The sequence below is a fragment of the Variovorax paradoxus genome (genome assembly GCF_000834655.1).
GTDB lineage: Bacteria > Pseudomonadota > Gammaproteobacteria > Burkholderiales > Burkholderiaceae_C > Variovorax > Variovorax paradoxus_F.
This window is the reverse complement of sequence record NZ_JXQQ01000010.1, coordinates 83,627-106,374: the sequence shown is the minus strand read 5'-3', so window position 1 is coordinate 106,374 and position 22,748 is coordinate 83,627. Positions and strand designations below refer to the sequence as shown.

At 65.2% G+C, this 22,748-nt stretch carries 16 protein-coding genes; all 16 read left to right on the top strand.

Annotation, left to right across the window (positions count from 1 at the left end; translation table 11 throughout):
• The first annotated feature begins 149 nt into the window (after positions 1-149).
• The 16 genes from RT97_RS05180 (at position 150) to RT97_RS05105 (ending at position 22,743) form a co-directional block, all read left to right on the top strand.
• Complete coding sequence (locus RT97_RS05180; RefSeq protein ID WP_042577708.1) at positions 150-1,289, top strand: iron-containing alcohol dehydrogenase; 1,140 nt, start codon at positions 150-152, stop codon at positions 1,287-1,289.
• A gap of 62 nt (positions 1,290-1,351) precedes the next feature.
• Positions 1,352-2,326, top strand: a complete 975-nt coding sequence (locus RT97_RS05175) for a Bug family tripartite tricarboxylate transporter substrate binding protein (protein WP_042577707.1) — start codon at positions 1,352-1,354, stop codon at positions 2,324-2,326.
• 48 nt (positions 2,327-2,374) lie between these two features.
• Entirely contained in the window at positions 2,375-3,367 is a 993-nt protein-coding gene (locus RT97_RS05170) for a TRAP transporter substrate-binding protein (protein ID WP_042577706.1), read from the top strand.
• An 18-nt stretch (positions 3,368-3,385) separates the two neighbouring features.
• Positions 3,386-4,330 (top strand): amidohydrolase family protein, encoded by a 945-nt coding sequence (locus RT97_RS05165; RefSeq protein WP_042577705.1) that lies wholly within the window; start codon positions 3,386-3,388, stop codon positions 4,328-4,330.
• A gap of 32 nt (positions 4,331-4,362) precedes the next feature.
• Positions 4,363-4,866 carry a TRAP transporter small permease gene (locus tag RT97_RS05160; RefSeq protein ID WP_042577704.1) on the top strand — a complete coding sequence of 168 codons (504 nt, stop codon included), beginning with the start codon at positions 4,363-4,365 and terminating at the stop codon, positions 4,864-4,866.
• Positions 4,867-4,888: 22 nt separating this feature from the next.
• Complete coding sequence (locus RT97_RS05155; protein ID WP_042577703.1) at positions 4,889-6,166, top strand: TRAP transporter large permease subunit; 1,278 nt, start codon at positions 4,889-4,891, stop codon at positions 6,164-6,166.
• Positions 6,167-6,202: 36 nt separating this feature from the next.
• The gene (locus RT97_RS05150) at positions 6,203-7,657 is read left to right on the top strand and encodes an NAD-dependent succinate-semialdehyde dehydrogenase (protein ID WP_042577893.1); all 1,455 of its coding nucleotides are present in this window, start codon (positions 6,203-6,205) and stop codon (positions 7,655-7,657) included.
• A gap of 864 nt (positions 7,658-8,521) precedes the next feature.
• Positions 8,522-9,367 carry a translesion DNA synthesis-associated protein ImuA gene (gene imuA / locus RT97_RS32340; RefSeq protein ID WP_080898175.1) on the top strand — a complete coding sequence of 282 codons (846 nt, stop codon included), beginning with the start codon at positions 8,522-8,524 and terminating at the stop codon, positions 9,365-9,367.
• Positions 9,312-10,667, top strand: coding sequence for a Y-family DNA polymerase (locus RT97_RS05140; protein ID WP_042577701.1), 1,356 nt, complete (start codon positions 9,312-9,314; stop codon positions 10,665-10,667). The genes imuA and RT97_RS05140 overlap by 56 nt, the downstream gene beginning before the upstream one ends.
• Positions 10,668-10,673: 6 nt before the next feature.
• Positions 10,674-13,790, top strand: coding sequence for an error-prone DNA polymerase (locus RT97_RS05135; RefSeq protein ID WP_042577700.1), 3,117 nt, complete (start codon positions 10,674-10,676; stop codon positions 13,788-13,790).
• Positions 13,791-14,044: 254 nt separating this feature from the next.
• The gene (locus tag RT97_RS05130) at positions 14,045-14,308 is read left to right on the top strand and encodes a hypothetical protein (RefSeq protein WP_042577699.1); all 264 of its coding nucleotides are present in this window, start codon (positions 14,045-14,047) and stop codon (positions 14,306-14,308) included.
• 484 nt (positions 14,309-14,792) lie between these two features.
• Complete coding sequence (gene ligD, locus RT97_RS05125; RefSeq protein ID WP_042577698.1) at positions 14,793-17,339, top strand: DNA ligase D; 2,547 nt, start codon at positions 14,793-14,795, stop codon at positions 17,337-17,339.
• Between the two features lie 1,230 nt (positions 17,340-18,569).
• Positions 18,570-19,889, top strand: a complete 1,320-nt coding sequence (gene hisD / locus RT97_RS05120) for a histidinol dehydrogenase (RefSeq protein ID WP_042577697.1) — start codon at positions 18,570-18,572, stop codon at positions 19,887-19,889.
• Complete coding sequence (locus RT97_RS05115) at positions 19,889-20,656, top strand: SDR family NAD(P)-dependent oxidoreductase (protein WP_042577696.1); 768 nt, start codon at positions 19,889-19,891, stop codon at positions 20,654-20,656. Before hisD ends, RT97_RS05115 begins: the two co-directional genes overlap by 1 nt.
• The gene (locus RT97_RS05110) at positions 20,653-21,714 is read left to right on the top strand and encodes a LacI family DNA-binding transcriptional regulator (RefSeq protein ID WP_042577695.1); all 1,062 of its coding nucleotides are present in this window, start codon (positions 20,653-20,655) and stop codon (positions 21,712-21,714) included. The genes RT97_RS05115 and RT97_RS05110 overlap by 4 nt, the downstream gene beginning before the upstream one ends.
• Before the next feature lie 33 nt (positions 21,715-21,747).
• The gene (locus tag RT97_RS05105) at positions 21,748-22,743 is read left to right on the top strand and encodes a Bug family tripartite tricarboxylate transporter substrate binding protein (protein WP_080898174.1); all 996 of its coding nucleotides are present in this window, start codon (positions 21,748-21,750) and stop codon (positions 22,741-22,743) included.
• Positions 22,744-22,748: the final 5 nt, after the last annotated feature.

Sequence of the window (22,748 nt, the reverse complement as noted above, 5' to 3'; positions counted from 1 at the left end):
CCATGACAGGGCCCCGGCCTTGTGAATTTTTCTCGGCCGCACTTCAAGTAATTCCACGTTGCCGCGCCACCGGGCCGCTCCTAGACTCGCGCCCCACAACGAACCCTCGAGCACATCGAGCACCTGGAACACAGCGAACCGGAGACCGCATGGCCCTCATCAACTACATCACCCAGATCCAGATCGACTTCGGCGCGGTGCAACTGCTCGCGCAGGAGTGCGACCGCATCGGCATCCGCCGCCCGCTGGTCGTGACCGACGCCGGCGTGCGCGCTGCGGGCGTGCTCGACCACGTCACCGCGGAGCTCGGCGCGGGCCGCGCGTTCGTGGTGTTCGACGGCACGCCGTCCAACCCCACCGAGGCCGCGATGCGCGCCGCCGTGGCGATGTACGCGGCGCACGGTTGCGACGGCATCGTCGCGGTTGGTGGCGGCTCGGCCATCGACCTGGCCAAGGGCGTGGCGGTGTGCGCCACGCACGAGGGGCCGCTCAAGTCCTTCGCCGCGATCGAGGGCGGCGCTGCGCGCATCACCGCCGCCACCGCGCCGGTCATCGCGGTGCCCACCACCGCCGGCACCGGCAGCGAGGTCGGCCGCGGCGCGGTGCTGATCCTGGACGACGGCCGCAAGGTCGGCGTGCTTTCGCCATACCTCGTGCCGCGCGTGGCGCTGTGCGACCCCGAGCTCACGCTCGGCCTGCCGCCGATGCTGACCGCGGCCACCGGCATGGACGCGATCGCGCACTGCATGGAGACCTTCATGGCGCCCGCCTTCAACCCGCCGGCCGACGGCATCGCGCTGGATGGCCTGCGCCGCGCGTGGCGCCACATCGAGCGCGCGACCGCCACGCCCGGTGACCGCGAGGCGAGGCTGAACATGATGAGCGCCTCGATGCAGGGCGCGCTCGCGTTCCAGAAGGGCCTGGGTTGCGTGCACAGCCTGAGCCACGCGATGGGCGGGCTGGTGCCGCGCCTGCACCACGGCACGCTCAACGCGATCCTGCTGCCCGCGGTGATCCACTTCAACGCGAAGGCGCCTTCGATGCAGAAGGACGAGCGGCTCGCGCGCATGGCGCAGGCCATGGGCCTGGCCGGCGCCGACGAGGTGGCGCCCGCGATCCACGCCATGAGCCAGCGGCTCGGTTTGCCGACCGGGCTCGCGGCGCTGGACGTTTCGCCCGGGATCTTTCCGCGCGTGATCGAAGGCGCGCTCAAGGACCACTGCCACAAGACCAACCCGCGCGAGGCGAGCCCCGCCGACTACGAGGCGATGCTGGCCGCGTCGATGTAGGCGCGCGGGGCCGGCACGCGGCCAACGGATTCATTCCCAAAAAAGACGGAGACAAACGCACCATGCAAAGACGCCACTTCATCGCTTCGGGCCTCGCGGCAACCGCCGCGGCAGCCGTTCCCTTTTTCGCCGCGGCATCGCCGCTGCCCACCGCGCCGGTGCGCATCGTCGTGGGCTTTCCGCCCGGCGGCGGCACCGACGTGATGGCGCGCGTGATGGCGCAGAAGCTCGCCACCGCCTGGGGCGTGCCGGTCACGGTCGAAAACAAGGCCGGCGCGGGCGGGGTGATCGCTGCGGAGTACGTCGCCAAGCAGCCGGCCAACGGCACCGTGCTGCTGATGACCAACATCAGCAACCACGCGATCGCGCCCGCGCTCTACCCCACGCTGGGCTACGTGGTGGAGCGCGACTTCACGCCGCTGGTGCTGGTGGGCGTCACGCCCAACCTGCTGATCTGCAACCCGAGCCAGCCGGCGCGCACGGTGAAGGACCTGGTGGCGCTGTGCCGCGCCAAGCCCGGCACGGTGACTTTCGGCTCCTCGGGCACGGGCGCCTCGCAGCACATGGCCATCGAGCTCTTCAAGCTGCGCGCGAAGGTCGATGCGCTGCATGTGCCCTACCGCGGCTCGGGGCCGATGCTCACCGACCTGATCGGCGGGCAGATCGACTACAGCTTCGAGACCATGACCTCGGCCACGCCGCATGTGGCCAGCGGCAAGCTCGTGGCGCTCGCGCAGACGCGCCTGCAGCGCTCGCCGGCGCACCCGCAGGTGCCCACGGTGGCCGAACTGGGCTACCCCGGCTTCGACGCCAGCACCTGGTATGGCCTCGTCGGCCCGGCGCAGATGCCGCCCGAGATGGTGCAACGCATGAACGAGGACTTCAACCGCGTGCTCGCGATGCCCGACGTGGCCGCCAAGCTCGCGAGCTATGGCGCCGAAGACGGCGGCGGCGCGGCCGCGAAGTTCACGGCGTTCATCGCGACCGAGAAGGACAAGTGGGCGCAGGTGGTCAAGGAAGCCAAGGTCACGGTCTGACGTGCTCTGACGCGTGCCCGCAGATTTCAACGACAGGAGACAAGAGAAATGAACAAGAACCTCAAGGCGCTTTCATCGGTACTGCTGGCGGTGACGATGGCCTTTGCAGCAGGCACCGCTGCTGCGCAATCGCCCGTGAAGCTGCGTTTCAGCCACACCGTGCCCGAGACTGATTCGCAGCACAAGGCTGCGCTCGAATTCGCCAGGCGCGTGAAGGAGCGCACGCAGGGTGGCGTGGAGATCCAGGTCTTTGCCAACAGCCAGCTGGGCAACGACGTGACGCTGGTGACCGGCGTGCGCAGCGGCACCATCGACATCGGCGCGACCGGCAACCCATTCGTTACCGGCCTTGCGCCCCGGCTCAACGCGCTCGACCTGCCTTATCAGTTCGCCGATGCGCAGCAGGCCTACCGCACGCTCGACGGCCCGGTGGGCCGGTCGCTGCTAGATGAACTGGCGGCGCACCAGATCAAGGGGCTGGCGTTCTGGGAGATCGGCTTTCGCAGCCTGGGCAACAACAAGCGGCCGATCAACAACGCGGCCGACATCAAGGGCCTGAAGATCCGCACCACGCCGAATCCGTCGCACCTCAAAGCCTTCCAGCTGCTGGGCGCCAACCCGCAGCCGATGCCTTTCGCCGAAGTGTTCGGCGCGCTCGAGTCCGGCGCGGTCGATGGGCAGGAGAACCCGCCCACGCTGATGCTCTCATCAAAGATGTACGAGGTGCAGAAGTACCTCTCGCTCACGCGCCACGCCTACACGCCGCTGGTGGTGATCATGAACAAGGCGCGCTTCGATGGGCTCAAGCCCGAGTTCCAGAAGGTCGTCCTGGAGGAGGCCGCAACTGCCGCGAAATTCCAGCGCAAGCTCAACAACGACGGCGAGAAGGAAGCCATCGCCCAGCTGCGCGCCAAGGGCATGCAGGTCAACGAAAACCCTGACGTCGCGAGCATCCGCCAGGTGGTGCGCGAAGAAACGCGCAAGCTCTACATCGAGAAGAACGGCGATGCGGTGCTCAAGGCCATGGATGCGCAACCCTGACACGAGGCGCAAGAATTTATGAGCACGCTGCTGCCCCGCGCCGTCGTCGACGCGCACCACCATCTCTGGCACCTGTCCGAAGGCCACTTCCCGTGGCTGCAGGAGGGCTACGACGCCGATGCGTTCTTTCTCGGCGACTACGCCGTGCTGCGGCGCGACTTCGGCGTGGACGACTACCGCGCGGCCGTCGAAGACCTGCCCGTCGTGGCGACCGTGCACGTCGAGGCCGAGCGCTCGCGCGCCGAATCGCTGGACGAGACGCGGTGGCTGCACGCCGTGCATGCGGCGCACGGTTTTCCGAACGCGGTGATCGCGAACGTCGAGTTCCTCGCGCCCGATGCCGATGCGCAGATTCGCCAGCACATAGCGTGGCCGCTGGTGCGCGGCGTGCGCTGCAAGCCGCGCATCTCGCGCGCGCCCGATCACAGCGTGCGCGGCGAGCCGGGCACGCTGCAGGACGAACGCTGGCTCGCTGGCCTCGGCCTCCTGCGCGGCCACGACCTGCTGTGGGATGTGCGCGTGCCGTACTGGCACCTCGAAGAGGCGGCCGAAGCCATCGCGCGCTTTCCCGGCTTGCGGGTGGCGGTCGAGCACGCCGGCCTGCCATGGGACCGCAGCGATGCGGGCCTGGCGATCTGGCGGCGCGGCATGACCGCGCTGGCGGCGCTGCCGGAGGTCTGCGTGAAGCTCTCGGAGTTCGGCCTGCCCGATGCGCCATGGGACGCCGCGAGCACGGTACGCGTGGTGCGGGAGACCGTCGGGATCTTCGGCGCGCAACGCTGCATGTTCGCTAGCAACCTGCCGGTGTCGGGGCTGCGCGCGCCGATCGCCGAGGTGGTGCGCACCGTGGCCGAAGGCCTTGAGGCACTCGACGAGGACGCGCGCGATGCGGTCTGGCGCGGCAACGCGATGCGCTTCTACCGCATCGATGCGGCCGAGGCCATCGGCCTTCGCGGCCGCTGAAACAACAACGACAACAACCGGAGACTTTCACCATGCTTTCCCGCCTCTTCGAGCGCGGCGCCAACGTCCTGATGATCGCGATGATGGCCGTCATGGTCGCCCTCGTGTTCGGCAACGTCGTGCTGCGCTACGCCTTCAACTCGGGCATCGTCTTTTCGGAAGAAGCCTCCCGCTTCGTCTTCATGTGGCTCACGCTCATCGGCGCGCTGATGGTGATGAAGGACAACGCGCACCTGGGCATGTCGACCATCGTCGCGCGCCTGGGCGAACGGGGCCAGCGCATCTGCCGCGGGATCGCGGACTTCGGCGCGCTCGCCTGCTGTCTGATGCTGGTGCACGGAAGCTGGAAGCTGGTGGTGATCGGCATGGACGACCGCGCGCCGGTCACCGGCGTGCCGATCGGCCTGGTGTATGCGTGCCTCCTGGTGAGCAGCGCGGGCATGGCGCTGATCTTGGCGCGGTCGCTCTGGCGCCTCTTGACCGGACGGATGACACGCGAAGAGCTGGTGAACGACACCGCCAGCGCGGGTGAATGAACGAGCCCGAGAGACACCACCCATGACCATCGTCGTCTTCATCACCTCGCTGTTGGGGGCCATGGCCTTCGGCATGCCCATTGCGTTCGCGCTGCTCGTGTGCGGCGTCGCGCTCATGGTGCACCTGGGCAGCTTCGACACCCAGATCCTCGCGCAGAACATGCTCGAGGGCGTCAACAACTATCCGCTGATGGCCGTGCCCTTCTTCATGCTCGCCGGCGAGCTGATGAACGCGGGCGGCCTGTCGTCCCGCATCGTGAAGGTGGCCGACGCGATGGTCGGCCATGTGCGCGGCGGCCTGGGGTACGTGGCCATCATCGCGGCGACGGTGGTCGCGAGCATCTCGGGCTCGGCGGTGGCCGATACCGCGGCGGTTGCGGCGCTCCTGATCCCTATGATGCGCAACGCAGGCTACAACGTGCCGCGCGCGGCCGGCCTCATCGCCGCGGGCGGCATCATCGCGCCGGTCATTCCGCCCTCAATCGCCATCGTGGTGTTCGGCGTGGTCGCGCAGGTGTCGATCACCAAGCTGTTCCTGGCTGGCCTGTTCCCCGGGATCATGATGGCGCTGACGCTCACGGCCACCTGGTGGCTGTGCGCGAAGAAGGAGAGGAACGTGGCGGTGCGTCGCTTCGATGTGCGGGAGCTCTTGCGCTGCCTGCTCGACGGCATCTGGGCGCTGGTGCTGCCCATCGTGATCATCGGCGGGATGAAGTTCGGCGTGTTCACGCCGACCGAGGCGGCGGTGGTGGCGGTGGTCTATGCCTTCGTGGTCGGCCGCTTCGTCTATCGCGAACTGCACTTCAAGCGCATGCCCGAGCTGGTGCTCAGCGCCGCCAAGACATCGAGTACCGTGCTGTTCCTGGTGGCCTGTGCGCTGGTGTCGGCCTGGCTCATCACCATCGCCAACATCCCGGCGCAGGTGACCGAGCTGCTGGAGCCCTTCGTGGACAACAAGATCCTGCTGATGTTCGTGATCATGGTCTTGGTGATCATCGTAGGCACTGCGCTCGATTTGATGCCCACCGTGCTGATCATGACGCCCATCCTCATGCCGGTGATCACCAAGGCGGGCATCGATCCGGTGTACTTCGGCGTGATGTTCATCATGAACAACGCCATCGGCCTCCTGACGCCGCCGGTGGGCACCGTGCTCAACGTCGTGGCCGGCACGGCGCGGGTCAGCCTCGACAGCGTGATCCAGGGCGTGTGGCCGTTCCTGCTGTCGCTCACGGCATTGATGTTTCTCTTCGTGCTGTTTCCGCAACTGATCCTCGTACCCGCCAGCTGGCTGCGCTGAGCCGTGGGCTCCTCCAAATTTTCCGCGTCCGACACCATGACCCCTTTCCTATCCGCCACCTACACCGACACCCGCCTGCTGATCGACAACGAATGGGTCGATGCCACCGGCGGCAAGACGCTGGACGTCGTGAACCCCGCCACCGGCAAGGCCATCGGCAAGGTGGCGCATGCCAGCATCGCCGACCTGGACCGCGCCCTGGCCGCCGCCCAGCGCGGCTTCGAAAAATGGCGCAACACCCCCGCCAACGAGCGCGCCGCCGTCATGCGCCGCGCCGCGGGCCTCATCCGCGAACGCGCCGGCGACATCGCCAAGCTGCTGACGCAAGAACAGGGCAAGCCGCTCGCCGAAGCCAAGGGCGAGACGCTGGCCGCCGCCGACATCATCGAATGGTTCGCCGACGAAGGCCGCCGCGTCTATGGCCGCATCGTGCCCTCGCGCAACCTGGCCGCTCAGCAACTCGTGCTGAAGGAGCCGCTCGGCCCCGTCGCCGCGTTCACGCCGTGGAACTTCCCGATCAACCAGATCGTGCGCAAGCTCGGCGCCGCATTGGCCACCGGCTGCTCGTTCCTGGTGAAGGCGCCTGAAGAAACCCCGGCCTCGCCCGCCGCGCTGCTGCAGGCCTTCGTCGACGCCGGCATTCCGCCCGGCACCGTGGGCCTCGTGTTCGGCAACCCCGCCGAAATCTCGAACTACCTGATCGCCCACCCGATCATCCGCAAGGTCACCTTCACCGGCTCGACCCCGGTGGGCAAGCAACTGGCCGCACTGGCCGGCTCGCACATGAAGCGCGTCACGATGGAACTGGGCGGCCACGCGCCGGTGATCGTGGCGGAAGACGCCGACGTCGCCCTGGCCGTCAAGGCTGCCGGTGCCGCCAAGTTCCGCAATGCCGGCCAGGTCTGCATCTCGCCGACCCGTTTCCTGGTGCACAACAGCCTGCGCGAGGAATTCGCCCGCACGCTGGTCAAGTACACCGAAGGGCTGAAGCTGGGCGACGGCCTCGCCGAAGGCACGACCATCGGACCGCTGGCCAACGCACGCCGCCTCACGGCCATGGCCCACGTGCTGGACGATGCGCGCAAGAAGGGCGCCACCGTGGCCGCTGGCGGCGAACGCGTCGGCGACTCGGGCAACTTCTTCGCCCCCACCGTGCTGACCGACGTGCCGCTGGACGCCGACGTGTTCAACAACGAGCCTTTCGGCCCCATCGCCGCGATCCGCGGTTTCGACACGCTCGACGAAGCCATCGCCGAAGCCAACCGCCTGCCTTTCGGCCTGGCCGGCTACGCCTTCACCAAGTCGATCAAGAACGCGCACCTGCTGAGCCAGAAGCTCGAACTCGGCATGCTCTGGATCAACCAGCCCGCCACCCCGTCGCCGGAAATGCCGTTCGGCGGCGTGAAGGATTCGGGCTACGGTTCGGAAGGCGGCCCCGAGGCGCTCGAGGCTTACCTCAACACGAAGGCCGTCTCGATCCTGGGCGTTTGATCTGGGGCAGGCGGTGCTCACGCATTCTTCCTTTGAAAGGCTGCCCTATCGCACCGCGCCGAGAGGTTGGTCAATACGTTGCAGCAGAGCCTCGTTCTCTGCTGAGGAGCGTGGCAGTCCAATCGAAAGAAGGATCAGAAACGGCGCAAGCCCCATCTGTTCGCTCGGTCATCAATCGTTCTGATGCTAGGGATGGTCTTCAAAACGCGATTCAAGAATTGGTGTGACGCGCATCGCTTTCCAACCAGTTTTCCTGTCGCTACGACGCTTTCCTGGGTGCCTCGCAGCGCGTGGACGCGAAGGAATTCATCGTCGCCACCGACACCGGCACGCTGCCCACGCTGAACCCCGCAAAGCAAGGGCGAGGTTGATGTGAAGAGTTTCACGAACAAGCCTCCCACCTCGAACCTAGGAACAGTCACCGAGATCCGGGCATCGTCGCGGCAAACGATTTCGCCGTAGCGCGGCGTGATTGCAGGCTGGACGCCACCACAGGCTGAAAAGAGAGCGCCGTGTTCAGTCCCGGAAAATAAAGTCGCCGGGAGCCTTGTCAGGCGTGCGAACTCTTACCGGACGAGCATTTCGCACAGCGCCACTGGCCTTTGACCTGGTGATTGCACAGCGCTCCCGGATTGGCGCCGCGTATTGCGACTGCGATTGCAACGCTGTCGATCACATTCGCACGGTCATTTACGAATGCCTGACCTGATGCCGGTAGGCCTCATTTCCTTGCTTCGAAAGCGCACGACGACTGCACCTGAGCCCGGCGATCCCGGAGCGCTTTCTTCACCGCTTGCGTTACAAAAACATCCCTGACAAGTGCCCATATTTGCGTAATACTGTTGTTTTATACAGTATTCCTTCATGGCTTCGCTGCTGCACTGGGATGACGAAAACGACACTGAGCGGCCGCCGCTGGGCGCTCCCGCACGGGCCGAATTGCAGCCGGGTGAATTGCCCGCGGCAGTGCAGGCCGCCGTCTGGCGCGGCGACCAACTTGGAACACCAACCACCAGAGTGGTCCTCACTGGCTTTCCTGACCTCGACAAAGAACTTCCCGGTGGCGGTTGGCCGGCCCACGCGCTGACCGAGCTTCTACAACCGCAGCCTGGCGTCATGGAGTGGCGCCTGCTTGGCCCTGCGATCCGTGACGTCGCGTCTCAGGGCAAGCACGTCATCGTCGTCAGTCCACCCAAGCATCCGCATCTTCCCGGGTTGCGTCAGCAAGGCGTCGACGAACGTCTCCTGGTCTGGATTCAGGCGGAGACTCCAGCCGAGCGCCTCTGGGTCACCGAACAGTTGGTCAAGGCCAACGCCGCCGGCCTTTTGATCTCATGGCTGCCTCAGGCCCGTCAGGAACAGATCCGGCGCCTTCAGGTCTGCGCGCACAGCTGCAACAGCCCTGTCTTCCTGTGTCGGCCTGCGACCGCAGAGCACGAACCTTCCGCGGCGCCATTGCGCCTGCAAGTGCGCCATGCGCCCGATTGGGAACTGCACGTGCACCTGCTCAAACGCAAGGGCGGCACTCATGACGGATTGATCAAGCTGCCGTCTGTCCCCGCAAGCCTGGATTCACTTATCACGCCCCGGCTTATGAAGCCGAGCGCACTCATCGCCGCACGCCAGAAGCGCGCAGTCGATACGAGCCTCTCCCATGTTCTGGGCCGCCCTTCTTCCCGCCCCCCAACTCTCCGAGTCCCAACGCCTTGAGGCCCTTCGCGGTTTCGCGCTCTGGTGCTTGCAGTTCACTCCGCGCACCAGCCTCGTCGACCCCGCCGCCGTCTCAGCCGCTGTGGTCATGGAACTGGAAGCTAGCGTTCGCCTTTTCGGCGGGAAGCGCAAGCTTGTCGAGCGCGTCAAGGTCGAGGCGCTGGACATAGGGGTCGCGCAACTTGGCTGGGCGCCGACGAGTCTTGCAGCTGTGGCTATTGCCCGCACTGGCCAGTCCAATGGCTTCGCGAAACCGCTCGAGGCGCTGCTCGACGCTTTGCCCATCGAGGTGCTGGCCCCGGTAGCCGCACATGCGGCGACCCTGTCGCGCCTGGGCTGCCAGACCCTAGGCCAGGTACGTGCCCTGCCGCGCGGGGGTCTGAGCCGCCGCTTCGACAAGGAATTGCTGGGCGCGCTGGACCAGGCGTACGGGCTGCGCCCGGAGGTGCATGCTTGGGTGCAACTGCCGGACAGCTTCAGCGCGAAGCTCGAACTGATGTCACGCGTCGAACTGGCCCCTGCCTTGCTGTTCGGCGCGCGCCGACTGCTGATGCAGATGTGCGCCTGGCTGTCGGCCCGGCGCGCGGGTGTCACGGCCTACACGTTGAAGTGGTGTCATGACGCGATGCGTGCGAAGACCGCTGGCGATGGCGGCGAAATCACCATTCGCACAGCCGCACCATCGCGCAGCATCGAGCACCTGAGCCGGCTCTTGGCCGAGCACCTCGCCAAGGTCGAATTACCGGCACCTGTCGGTGACCTGGAACTCGTGGCCGACGAGGTTCGAGCCCATGAAGAGTCCAGCCACTCGCTGCTGCCAGACGCCAGGGAAGATGGTGAGAGCCTCGCACTCGTGCTCGAACGGATTGCAGCGAGACTCAGACCGGAACGCGTGTTGCGGCCCGTGGTCACGGAAGACCACCGCCCCGAATGGATGTGTCATTGGCAACCGGCGCCCGAGCCCCATCCACGCCAACTCGCGCGCTGCGTGGAGCACCCTCAGCCCACGTTCATCTTTCCGAATCCATTGCGCCTGGCCTCGCGCGAGAACGGGCCCCTGTACCAGGGACCTTTGCAGTTGTTGGCAGGGCCGCATCGCGTGGAATACGGCTGGTGGGACCGGGTAGGCGACAGGCCCGGCGATCCCGGGAGCAAGGATCACCCGGATGCAGGCTCAACCCGACATGTCGCACGCGACTACTGGGTGGCGCTGAGCGAGCACGCCGGTGTCCTGTGGATCTTCCAGACCCGCTTGGCCAACGAAGAAAGCGCCTGGTTCCTGCACGGCATCTTCGCCTGAGCGTGTATGTCCGCCCCTTCCTCAGCGACTGCAATTCCCGACTACGCGGAACTGCGCTGCGTCACGAATTTCACCTTCCTGCGCGGCGCAAGCCAGCCGGGGGAGCTCGTCGAACGCGCCAAGGCCTTGGGCTACCGTGCTCTGGCCATTGCGGATGAGTGCAGCCTCGCCGGCGTCGTGCGCGCCCATGTGGTCGCCAAGGAGGTCGACCTTCCGCTCCTGATCGCGAGCCAGTTCCGGGTTGACTGCGCTCACCCGTTCACGTTGATCGTTTATGCCTGCAACCTCAACGGCTACGGCAATCTGTGCGAGTTCATCACGCGGCTGCGCCGCGCGTCTGAAAAGGGCTCCTACCAACTGAGCTTCGGCGAACTCGATGCAGCTGCACTGGACGATTGCGTGGTGCTCGCCTGCCCCAAGCGCATGTCCTCGCCCACACAGCTCGAAGCCATCGGCCGATGGCTGCTCAGCAAGTTCCGAGGTCGCTGCTGGTTCGGCGTCGATCAACTGCGGCTGCTTGACGATGAGATGTGGCTGCACCGGCTGCGGGAGGTCAGCGCTCTGACGGAGATTCGTTTGGTGGCCGCTGGCGACGTGCATTTCCACGTGCGCTCGCGCAAGCCGCTGCAGGACGTGATGACCGCCACCCGGGTGGGCAAGCCGCTCACCGAATGCGGACTGGACCTCCAACCGAATGCCGAACGGCACCTTCGCACCCGCCTGCGCCTGGCGCAGACCTATCCCGCGGACCTGCTTGCCGAGACGCTCCATGTCGTGGCTCGCTGTAGTTTCTCGCTCGATGAACTCAAGTACCAGTACCCCGACGAGGTAGTGCCGGAAGGCGAGACGCCTTCCTCCTACCTGCGCCGCATCACGTATGAAGGCGCGGGCCGCCGTTGGCCTGAAGGCATCTGCGCGAAGGTACAGACGCAGATCGAATACGAGCTCGAGCTCATTGCGGACTTGAAGTACGAGCACTACTTCCTCACGGTGGCCGATATCGTCACCTATGCGCGTTCGCAGCACATCCTCTGCCAGGGCCGCGGCAGTGCTGCCAACTCGGTGGTCTGCTATTGCGTGGGCGTGACGGAGGTGGATCCTGCACGCATGAGTGTGCTGTTCGAGCGCTTCATCAGCCGGGAGCGCAACGAGCCGCCGGATATCGACATCGATTTCGAGCACGAGCGCCGAGAGGAAGTGCTTCAGTATCTGTATCGCCGCTACGGCCGGGATCGCGCGGCCATCACGGGGGTGGTCATCAGCTACCGGCCCAAGAGCGCAATCCGCGACGTGGGCAAAGCGCTGGGGTTCAAGCTGGACGTGGTCGACCAACTCGCCAAGGACCACAAATGGTTCGACGGTCAGGCGGTGCTGCCTGAGCGCCTGACCGAGCTAGGCCTTTCGCTGGACGACCTACAGGTGCGCCAACTCATCCTGCTCACCGGCCAGTTGATGGGTTTCCCGCGGCACCTGAGTCAGCACACGGGCGGCTTCGTGCTCACCAAGGGGCCGCTGTGCCGCATGGTGCCCATCGAGAACGCGTCGATGGCCGATCGCACAGTGCTGGAATGGGACAAGGACGATCTGGATGCCTTGGGTTTCCTGAAGGTAGATTGCCTGGCGCTGGGCATGCTCACGGCGATCCGCAAGGCGCTGACTTTTGTCGGCCAGCGCAAGGGCTTTGACTTCGGGATGCAAGACATTCCAGCCGAGGACAGCAGCACCTACGACATGATCTGCAAGGCCGACACCGTCGGCGTGTTCCAGATCGAGAGCCGCGCGCAGATGCAAATGCTGCCGCGGTTGAAGCCGCGGTGCTTCTACGACCTGGTTGTCGAGGTCGCGCTGGTGCGGCCGGGTCCCATCGTCGGCGGGATGGTGCATCCGTACCTGCAGCGCCGCCAGGGCCTGGAACCAGTGACCTACCCGAGCGAGGCGCTCAAGGAGGCGTTGGGCCGCACGCTCGGCGTACCTGTTTTTCAAGAGCAGGTGATGCAGATCTCGATCCTGGCCGCAGGCTTCACCCCGGGTGAGGCTGATGGTTTGCGCCGCGCGATGGCAGCCTGGAAGCGCAAAGGAGGTTTGGAGCGGTACTACGACAAGATCGTCGTGGGCATGACCGATCGCGGCTACGAACGAGCGTTCGCCGAATCCATCTTCGAGCAGATCAAGGGCTTCAGCGAATACGGCTTTCCGGAGAGCCATGCGGCGTCCTTCGCGTTGCTCGTCTATGCGAGCTGCTGGCTCAAGTGCCACCATCCGGCCGAGTTCCTGGCGGCGATGTTGAACTCGCAGCCTCTGGGTTTCTACAGCCCAAGCCAGCTTGTGCAGGACGCCAAGCGCCACGGTGTCGACGTGCGGCCGCCCGATGTCATGCGCAGCGATCTCGACTGCACGCTGGAGGACATCGATCATGTCCCGGCGGTACGGCTCGGGATGCGGCTGCTGTCGGGGTTGAAGTGGACTTCCGCCCAGCGCATCGTGGAGGTACGCGCAGCTGCGCATTTCACCAGTGCCGAGGACCTCGCGCGGCGCGCCGGACTTGAACACCATGAAATGAAGCTCCTCGCCAGCGCAGATGCGCTGATGAGCTTGAGCGGGCATCGACGCCAGCAGGTCTGGGATGCGTCGGCTCTGCGTGCCACGCCGCTGCTGCTGCGCGACGCACCGGTGGACGAAGACATCCTCGAATTGCCGTCGGCGCCCGAGGGAGAGGAGATCATGTTCGACTACGCGGCCACGGGCCTCACCTTGCGCCGCCATCCCCTCGCGCTGCTACGCCCGCTGCTGTCAAGGCGCAAGCTCATGGCCGCAGCCGACTTGCAGGACCTGGAAAACGGCGAATTCGTGAGCTACTGCGGCATCGTCACGCTGCGCCAGCAACCGGAGACAGCCAAGGGGGTGATCTTCGTGTCGCTGGAGGACGAAACGGGCACGGTGCAGGTCATTGCGTGGAAGAGCATCAAGCTGGCGCAGCGGCACGAGCTGCTGAATTCACGTCTGATGGCCGTACACGGGACCTGGCAGCGGGATGGAGAGCTCCGCAGCCTTGTCGCAGCCAGACTCGAGGACCTCACGCCGCTGCTCGGGCGGCTGTCGACGGCGAGCCGGGACTTTCATTAGTGTGCGGTCGACTTGGATACGGGCCTGACCGTAGCGCTGGCTTTTATGCCGAGCAGCCTGTAGACACAGTTCTGAGGCCGCCTACGCTATTCCGACAGCGGTTGCGTGAACTAAACCCGGTTTGCATTGAGTACGGGGCGCGTTCGGATTGCTAGGGTTTACGTTAATTTGTAGATTGGTATTACTTTCCAATCTGGAAAGCGACGTGCGCCACCGCCCGGAAGGGTGTCAGGCCGCCTAGCCGGAGAACTTCATTGATCACGGTCACCTATCGAGTCGAAGTCCAGTTCGTGAACGAGCTCCTTCGCACATTCGGCCGCGACACTGATTTCATATTTGCGCTCACCAATGCGACGCGGGGGTGCAGCGCCGCGGGCCGCGGTCAAGACGGACCCACGAATACACCCTACGAGTGGGCGGAGTTCCACGACCACGCCGCAGCTAAGCGCTGCGAAATCGACTTGGCGGGGGTCAACGAAAAATTCTCGAAGCGGTTACGCGGCGAGATCATGGCTTGAGGCGCGGCGAATTTTTGCGTGTGTAGAGGACGAATTTGATTGGCCCGGTCGCTACGGTCACGCCATCACATTGCATTGGTCATCACTCGGTGGTGCACTGCGTCCGGTCGCCAACCAGATTGAGCTACGTAGGGCTCCGAGAGACGCACGGCCGACCGAAGCTGGTGCCTTGCTCCTACGTGACATGAGATTCGCTTCGAGCGAAATTCGTGCCATCCCGGTGCGAAGGAGCCCGCCTTAGTCCCTGGGGTCCGGTGAAGGACCAGCACTTTGGCCTGGGGGACATTTATCGCTTCGGATTTGGTGGCGAACATGCCGGCTTCGGAGGTGGTGCCAGAGTCTGCTGTCCCACTCGCTCAGGCTTCATCGAGCGGCAACTGAGTAGCTGAACAGACAGGATGATCAAACTGAGTTCCTGCAAATGCTCCGATGGTCCGCACAAGGTGCTCGGCCCCCGCAGCATTGCCTGAGGCGCGATTAACCGATGGCCAGAGGCGACGCACTTTCCAAATACAAGGCCAAGCGCAACTTCGCTGTCACTGCGGAGCCTGCCGAAGGCGGCACGCCGAGCCCGCACGCGCTCACGTTCGTAGTTCAGAAGCATGCGGCATCGCGCCTGCATTACGACTTCCGGCTCGAGCTCGACGGGGTGATGATTTCATGGGCGGTGCCCAAGGGCCCCAGCTTCGACCCGAATGAAAAGCGCATGGCCATCCACGTGGAGGACCATCCGATCTCCTATTCGTCATTCGAAGGCACCATTCCGCCGAAACAGTATGGCGCGGGCACCGTCATCGTCTGGGACAACGGCACCTGGGAGCCGGTCGGAGATCCGCGCGCGTCGCTGGCCGCGGGCAAGCTCGTGTTCAGGCTGCATGGTCAGAAGCTCGAGGGTCAATGGGAACTGGTCAACATCGCCAAAGGCGGCGAGCGGCAGGAGCCGTGGATTCTTTTCAAGAAAAAGGACGAACACGCGCGCGCCCACGCCGACTACGACGTGGTGACGGCGCTGCCCGACAGCGTGATCGCCAAGCCGCTGCGCAAGCCGAGTCGCCGTTCGCCTGTCGCTTCGCCCACCCCGAAGCCGGCCAGTGCGCCGCGGTCCACGAGGCCCACCCGAAAAACGGCGTTGCCGGCCGAAATCAAGCCGCAACTGGCCACGCTGGCCGCCGGCGTTCCTTCCATTGGCGAGTGGCTCTACGAGATCAAGTTCGATGGCTACCGCTTGATGGCCAGGCTCGACAAGGGAAAAGTCGCGCTGATGACGCGCGGCGGACACGACTGGAGCGCGAAGATGCCTGCGCTCGTAGACGAACTCTCCACACTCGGCCTTCGTTCATCGTTCCTCGACGGAGAAATCGTGGTGCTTGGGGCCAGCGGCTCGCCCGACTTCAACGCCCTGCAGAACGCGTTTGACCGCGGCCGAGGCACCGACCGCATCGTCTTCTTCGTGTTCGATACGCCCTTCTTCGAAGGTCATGACCTGCGGGAGCTGCCGCTGCGGGAGCGCAGGCAGCTCCTGAAAGACTTCTTTGCGGAGAAAGCGACCGAACAGGTACGGTTCAGCGACAACTTCGAGGCCGACCCGACCTCGCTTCTGCGCTCGGCGTGCCAGATGCAGATGGAAGGCGTGATCGCCAAGCGGGCCGACGCCCCGTACGTGTCCCGACGCAGCGAAACTTGGCTCAAGCTCAAGTGCAAGCTGCGTCAGGAATTCGTGATCTGCGGGTACACCGACCGTACCGATGGTGCCAACCAGGTCGGCAGCCTTTTGCTGGGCGTTCACGATGGGGACGGCAAACTGACCTCGGTGGGCAGCGTGGGCACCGGCTGGAGCGGCGAGGAGGCCCACGACATCAAACAGAAGCTGTTGCCCCTCGCGATTTCGAGCTCGCCTTTCGAGAAGGGCGACACCACGCCCGGCAGGTGGTCCAAGCGCAAGGCAGGCACCGAGCGCTGGGTGAAGCCTCGGCTGCTCGCGGAGGTGAGTTTTGCGGAATGGACGCCGGACGAGCAGATACGCCATGCCTCCTTCATCGGGCTGCGCGATGACAAGCCCGCGAAGGTCATCGTGCGCGAGCGGCCGAAGGCCATCGGCGCACCATCGGCCACTGGGGCCGGCAAGCCCACGAGCGCACCCCCGTCAGGCCCATCCGTCAAGGTAAGCCACGGCGACAGAGTCATCGATGCAAGCACGGGCGTCACCAAATTGGACTTGGTGCGCTATTACGAGTCGGTCGCGGAATTCATCCTGCCGCACCTCAAAGGCCGCCCGTGCTCGCTGGTGCGCGGGCCCACCGGTGTGACCGGCGAACTCTTCTTCCAAAAGCACGGAGAGAAGATTGGGGTCCCCGGCATCACCGAACTTCCGAAGGCGCTGTGGCCGGGCCACGCGGCGCTGCTCGAAATCGGCAACGCGAAGGCTCTGGCCGGTGCCGCGCAGATGAACGTGATCGAGTTCCATACATGGAATTCGATGGCCAAGGCGATCGGCAAGCCGGACCGGATGATCTTCGATCTTGATCCGGGCGAGGGGACGACCTGGGGCCACATCCAGGAGGCAGCCTCGCTGGTACGGGCGATGCTGGAGGCGCTTGGCCTGCAGGCCTGGTTGAAGACCAGCGGTGGCAAGGGTCTGCATGTGGTCGTGCCGTTGGCACCGCGCTACGACTACGACACAGTCAAGGGATTCTCGCAAGCGATCGTGCAGCACTTGGCCAGAACAATTCCGGGGCGTTTCGTGGCCAAGAGCGGGCCCAGCAACCGGGTGGGCAAGCTGTTTGTAGACTATTTGCGCAACGGCCACGGCGCAACAACCGCGGCAGCCTTCTCGGCGCGAGCGAGGCCGGGATTGGGCGTCTCAATGCCTGTCGCATGGGACGATCTCGGCGCGCTCAGGAGCGGATCGCAATGGAATGTGCGGACGGCGCGCGAGCACTTGTCTTTTCAGGTAGCGGATCCGTGGGCCCGCTACTGGCAGACACGCCAACCGCTGGCCGAGGCGATGAAGCGACTCGGCTACAAGAGTTGAAGGCGCGCCGTCCGAGGGAGCGGCATATCGTTCTCCACTGCAACGAACGATCCTGCTTGGAGCTACACCATTGGGGCGTCGGGTGCGAGCTACCGATCGGCCACGACGGGTCATCAGGCAGGACAGTCGACGCGCGTGACCATACAGAGAAGATTCTCACGCTCAAACCGTCAAGAGTCATGACGGAGCACAAACGTTTCGGGCGACTCCGCCAGCAGGAGGACGCGTGTTCCCATTGCCGATCTGAATCCAGGCACAACCCAGGCTGCCACCGTTCTTCGATTCCTCCCCAGTGTTAGCGTCGGCAGACCAACGCTCGCGGTGGGACTGAGAGCGAGTTCACGAAACTCGCTGCCTCAGCCGCCCGCTGCGCCGAACGGTCGCTGTACAGACCGCGAAGGCTGTTGTTACTGTGGACTTGGGGTTTGCGCTTGCCCGGTGCCTTGCGTGTTACCCACAGCGCCCTTCTTCGAGCTGTTCGACTTTCGGTCTGGGTTCATTGCGGCGCCGGAGGACTTGGACCCACCGGAGAGATTGCCGCCCGAATTCGGACTGCCCTGGGCGGCGTTGGGAAGTGTTGTCGTGCCATTCGGGTTGGTGGCCCGGTTCCACTGGTAGCTGGTTTTTGCTGTGTGGCACCGCTGTCGGGGCTGGCCAGGCCCGGGCCACCACCACCGCCGCTGCCTCCCCCTGCCTGGGCCATGGCAGACGCCGTAGCCAGGGCAATGCAGCTTGCAAAAATGGTGCGTGTGATTCGGTTCATGTCAGAGCCTCTGTAAGAAATGGATTGAAGACTCCAATGGAGCGGCTGCGCCGTGGCAACCAGGTCGGGAGGTGGCGTGGCTCCATGTCAGAGAAGGCGCACCGCTTCCAATTGCTGCGAGTCCCGGCCCTGCTCGTCGATGCGGCGAATCGATAGCGGTCTCACGGCCTAGACGAAAGCAACCGCCGTATTCATCGCGGCGGACGCAATTGAAGGGGTAGTCCCCTACTCCGCTGCCATCAAGTCGATCGCCTCAACGACCCGACGCGTATAGCGAACTGCAGCAAGGAGGCAATCAAGCCCGACGCGGATCGGACCGAGGTTTGTGAACGTTGGCGCGACTTGGTGTTGCCTTGAGCAGGCGTACGCCCTACGAACGAATCCTAGGGTTTTCCCTGTTTGCATACGAATGCAAGCTTTCGACATTGCATACGAATGCAACACCAAACCATGGGAAGAACGACCCGATGATCAAATACCTCAAGCGAGGCAAGGATGTGCAAGTCCGAGCCGATGAAGATGCCAGGGTGCGCGCCACCGTCGAAAGCATCATCAAGGACGTCGAAGCACGCGGCGATGCCGCCGTGCGCGACTACAGCAAACAGTTCGACAACTGGGATCCAGCCGATTTCCGGCTCAGTGCCGATGCGGTGGAGAAAGCGCGCCGGAGCCTCTCGGCGCGCGAGATCGAAGACATCGCCTTTGCGCAAAAGCAGGTGCGCAACTTCGCACAGATCCAGCGCGATTCGATGCAAGACGTAGAGGTCGAGACATACCCCGGCGTTGTCCTCGGCCACCGCAACATCCCGATGGACGCGGTGGGCTGCTACATCCCCGGCGGCAAGTACCCGCTGCTGGCTTCCGCCCACATGAGCGTGCTCACGGCCAAAGTGGCAGGTGTGAAGCGCGTCGTCGCGACGGCCCCGCCCTACCAAGGTGCGCCCCACCCCGCGATCGTCACGGCGATGTCGATGGCCGGCGCCGACGAGATCCTGGTGCTAGGCGGCGTGCAAGCCGTGGTGGCCATGGCCGTGGGTACCGAGACCATCGCGCCCGTCGACATGCTGGTAGGTCCGGGCAACATGTACGTGGCCGAAGCCAAGCGCCAGCTCTACGGCCGCGTGGGCATCGACCTGTTCGCGGGCCCGACGGAGACCCTCGTGATTGCCGACGAGACGGCCGACGGCGAGATGTGCGCGGTCGACCTGCTGGGACAGGCCGAGCACGGCCCCACTTCGCCGGCGATCCTGCTGACGACGAGCGAGCGGCTGGCGCAGGAGACCATGGCGGAGATCGATCGCCAGCTGAAGATCCTGCCCACCGCCGCGATCGCGGCCGTGAGCTGGGCCGAATACGGAGAGGTGATCGTCTGCGACACGCAGGAGGAGATGCTGAAGAAGGCCAACGAGCTGGCCTTCGAGCACGTACAGGTGCTCACGCGCGACCCCGACTACTTCCTGGCGCACATGACCAACTACGGCGCCCTGTTTCTCGGCCCGCGCACCAACGTGAGCTTCGGCGACAAGGTGATCGGCACGAACCACACGCTGCCCACCAACCGCAATGCGCGTTACACCGGCGGCCTGTGGGTCGGCAAGTTCCTGAAGACTTGCACGTACCAGAAGGTGCTGACCGACGAAGCGAGCGCGCTCATGGGTGAGTACTGCTCCAGGCTGTGCCACATGGAGAACTTTGCAGGCCATGGCGAGCAGGCCAACCTGCGCGTGCGCCGCTACGGCACGCGCGCCGAGGTGCCGTGGTACCAGCCGGTGCCGGCGCTGTCGTGATGGCCGGCCTGCCTCGCTCGCCGGGGTTTCGCGTGGACGGCCAGCGCGCGCTGGTCACCGGCGCCGGGCGCGGCATCGGCCTGGCCGCCGCGACAGCGCTGGCGCGCGCCGGCGCGCATGTCACGCTCGCCGCGCGTTCGGAGAACGAACTGCGCGACGCCTGCGCGCTGATCCGCGCCGAGGGCGGCGCATGCGATCACGTCGTCCTCGACGTGACCGATTCGGCCGCCGTGAACAGCGCGCTGAGCGCTGCCCGGCCGTTCCAGATCCTCGTGAACAACGCCGGACTCAACCGGCCCAAGTTGCTGACCGAGGTGCAAGACGAGGACATCGATGCCGTCTTCGACCTCAACGTGAAAGCCACGCTCTATGTCGCGCGTGCGGTAGCGCGCGGCCTGCTCGCGGCGAAATTGCCGGGTTCGATCGTCACCATCTCCTCGCAGATGGGCGTCGTCGGCAGTCCACGCCGCACGCTTTACTGCGCGAGCAAGCATGCGGTCGAGGGGATGACCAAGGCGCTGGCCTGGGAGCTCGGCCCAGCCGGCATCCGCGTCAACACGATATGCCCCACCTTCATCGAGACCGCGATGACGGCGAACATGTTCGCCGACCCCACATTCCGCGGCTGGGTCACCGAGCGCATCGCGCTCGGACGCCTGGGCAAGACCGAAGAAATCATGGGTGCAGTGGTGTTCCTGGCGAGCGAAGCATCGAGCCTCATGACAGGCAGCGCACTGATGCTCGATGGCGGCTGGAGTGCGGCATGAGGTCCAACGCCACGGCACAGGATGTCGCCCGGCTCGCCAACGTGTCGCAGTCGGCAGTGAGCCGCACCTTCACGCCGGGTGCGAGCGTGTCGGAAGACACGCGCGCCCGCGTGATGATCGCGGCCAAATCGCTGGGCTACCGGCCCAACGCCATGGCTCGCAGCCTGATCACGCGGCGCAGCCGGATCATTGCGCTGGTCATGGGTTACCTCGAGAACCAGTTCTATCCGCTGGTGATCGAGAAGCTCTCGCAGAAGTTGCAGAAGCAGGGTTACCACGTGCTGATGTTCATCAGCGATGGTGACGAGACCGATGGCGTGCTCGATGAGATCCTGCAGTACCAGATCGACGGCATCGTCATGGCCTCGGCCATGCTGTCGCCGGACCTCGCGCGCCAGTGCGCGGATTCGGGCGTGCCGGTGGTGCTGTTCAACCGCGTGCCCGACACCAGCGCCTTCGCACGCCACACGACCAGCTCGGTCACCTCTGACAACCGCGAGGGTGGGCGCATGGTCGCCGAATTGCTGCTCGCGCGGGGCCACAAGCGAATCGCATTCCTTGCCGGGTTGGAGAAGTCATCGACCAACCTGGAGCGCGAGCGCGGCTTCAACGAGGCGCTCCAGAAGGCAGGCGCCTCGGTTTTCCGACGCGAGGTTGGGCACTACAGCTTCGAACGTGCAGGCGATGCGGCGCGCGCCATGTTCGCCGGTGTACCCGAACGCAAGCGCCCCGACGCCGTATTCGTGGCCAACGATCACATGGCGATCGCCGTCATGGACGTGCTGCGCCAGGAGCTGGGGCTTCGTGTGCCGGATGACGTGAGCGTGATCGGCTTCGACGACGTACCGCAGGCAGCCTGGGGTGCCTATCGCCTGACGACCGTCGTGCAGAGCGTGGAGCCGATGGTCGAGGCCACCGTCGAGCTGCTGCACGAACAGATGCAGGACAACGCACAGCCGCGCAACGTGGTCATTCCCTGTCGCGTGGTCGAGCGCGACTCGGTGCGCACCGCACCCCCCGCGCGCCGCAAAACGGCACGAGCCTCGAAGCCCGCCTGAGCGGGACGATTTCATTCAATCAGGAGACAACCCATGACCCCCCGAATCCGACCGACCATGCTCGCCGCGCTGGCCCTTTCCTTGGTTGGTGCCCTCAACGGCGTCGGCCACGCGCAAGCGCAGCCGGCCGCCTGGCCCACCAAGCCGATCAAGTACGTCGTGCCCTTCTCGCCCGGCGGCGTGTCCGACGGCGTGGCGCGCCTGGTGGCCCAGCACCTGAGCGATCGGCTGGGCCAGCCCGTGATCATCGACAATCGGCCAGGTGTCTCCGGCATCGTCGGCACGCAGGCCGTGGCACGCGCGCCGGCCGACGGCTACACCATCATGGGCGGAACCATCACCACGCACGCGGTCAACCCCTTCTTCAACAAGAACCTGGGTTACGACCCGGTCAAGGATTTCGCACCGGTCAACCTCGTGGGCATGGTGAGCAACGTGCTGGTGGTGCCGGAAGGCAGCCGCTTCAATTCGGTGGCACAAGTCATCGCAGAACTCAAGGCCAAGCCCGACAGCCTCACCTACGGAACGGCAGGACCCGGCACGTCACAGCATCTGTCGGGCCAGTTGTTCCAGAACATCACGCATACGCGCATGCGCCAGATCGTCTACAAGGGCGGCTCGCAGGCCATCGTCGATCTGGTCGGCGGCCAGATCGACATGGTGTTCGAAACCGTGGCGGCGGCGCGGCCGATGATCGACGGCAAACGTGTGAAGGTGCTCGGCGTGACAGCAGCCAGGCGACTGCCCAGCCTTACTGGCGTGCCGACGCTGTCTGAAGCGGGTGCGCCGAATTTCGAGATGCAGTCGTGGCAGGGCGTGTTTGCGCCAGCGGGCACCCCAAAGCCGGTCGTCGACAGACTCGCGCGCGAGATCGCCGCCATCGTCGCGATGCCCGAGGTGCAGGAAAAGCTGCGCGGCCTGGGCGTCGAGCCGGACGGCCGCACGTCGGAAGCCTTCACCGCATTCCAGCAGTCGGAGATTGCGAAGTGGGGCAAGGTCATCAAGGACGCAGCCATCCAGGCCGAATAAGGAAA

Coding starts and splice junctions, on each gene's coding strand:
- RT97_RS05180 (WP_042577708.1), top strand. CDS start 150: ATGGCCCTCATCAACTACATCACCCAGATCCAGATCGACTTCGGCGCG.
- RT97_RS05175 (WP_042577707.1), top strand. CDS start 1,352: ATGCAAAGACGCCACTTCATCGCTTCGGGCCTCGCGGCAACCGCCGCG.
- RT97_RS05170 (WP_042577706.1), top strand. CDS start 2,375: ATGAACAAGAACCTCAAGGCGCTTTCATCGGTACTGCTGGCGGTGACG.
- RT97_RS05165 (WP_042577705.1), top strand. CDS start 3,386: ATGAGCACGCTGCTGCCCCGCGCCGTCGTCGACGCGCACCACCATCTC.
- RT97_RS05160 (WP_042577704.1), top strand. CDS start 4,363: ATGCTTTCCCGCCTCTTCGAGCGCGGCGCCAACGTCCTGATGATCGCG.
- RT97_RS05155 (WP_042577703.1), top strand. CDS start 4,889: ATGACCATCGTCGTCTTCATCACCTCGCTGTTGGGGGCCATGGCCTTC.
- RT97_RS05150 (WP_042577893.1), top strand. CDS start 6,203: ATGACCCCTTTCCTATCCGCCACCTACACCGACACCCGCCTGCTGATC.
- imuA (WP_080898175.1), top strand. CDS start 8,522: ATGGCTTCGCTGCTGCACTGGGATGACGAAAACGACACTGAGCGGCCG.
- RT97_RS05140 (WP_042577701.1), top strand. CDS start 9,312: ATGTTCTGGGCCGCCCTTCTTCCCGCCCCCCAACTCTCCGAGTCCCAA.
- RT97_RS05135 (WP_042577700.1), top strand. CDS start 10,674: ATGTCCGCCCCTTCCTCAGCGACTGCAATTCCCGACTACGCGGAACTG.
- ligD (WP_042577698.1), top strand. CDS start 14,793: ATGGCCAGAGGCGACGCACTTTCCAAATACAAGGCCAAGCGCAACTTC.
- hisD (WP_042577697.1), top strand. CDS start 18,570: ATGATCAAATACCTCAAGCGAGGCAAGGATGTGCAAGTCCGAGCCGAT.
- RT97_RS05115 (WP_042577696.1), top strand. CDS start 19,889: ATGGCCGGCCTGCCTCGCTCGCCGGGGTTTCGCGTGGACGGCCAGCGC.
- RT97_RS05110 (WP_042577695.1), top strand. CDS start 20,653: ATGAGGTCCAACGCCACGGCACAGGATGTCGCCCGGCTCGCCAACGTG.
- RT97_RS05105 (WP_080898174.1), top strand. CDS start 21,748: ATGACCCCCCGAATCCGACCGACCATGCTCGCCGCGCTGGCCCTTTCC.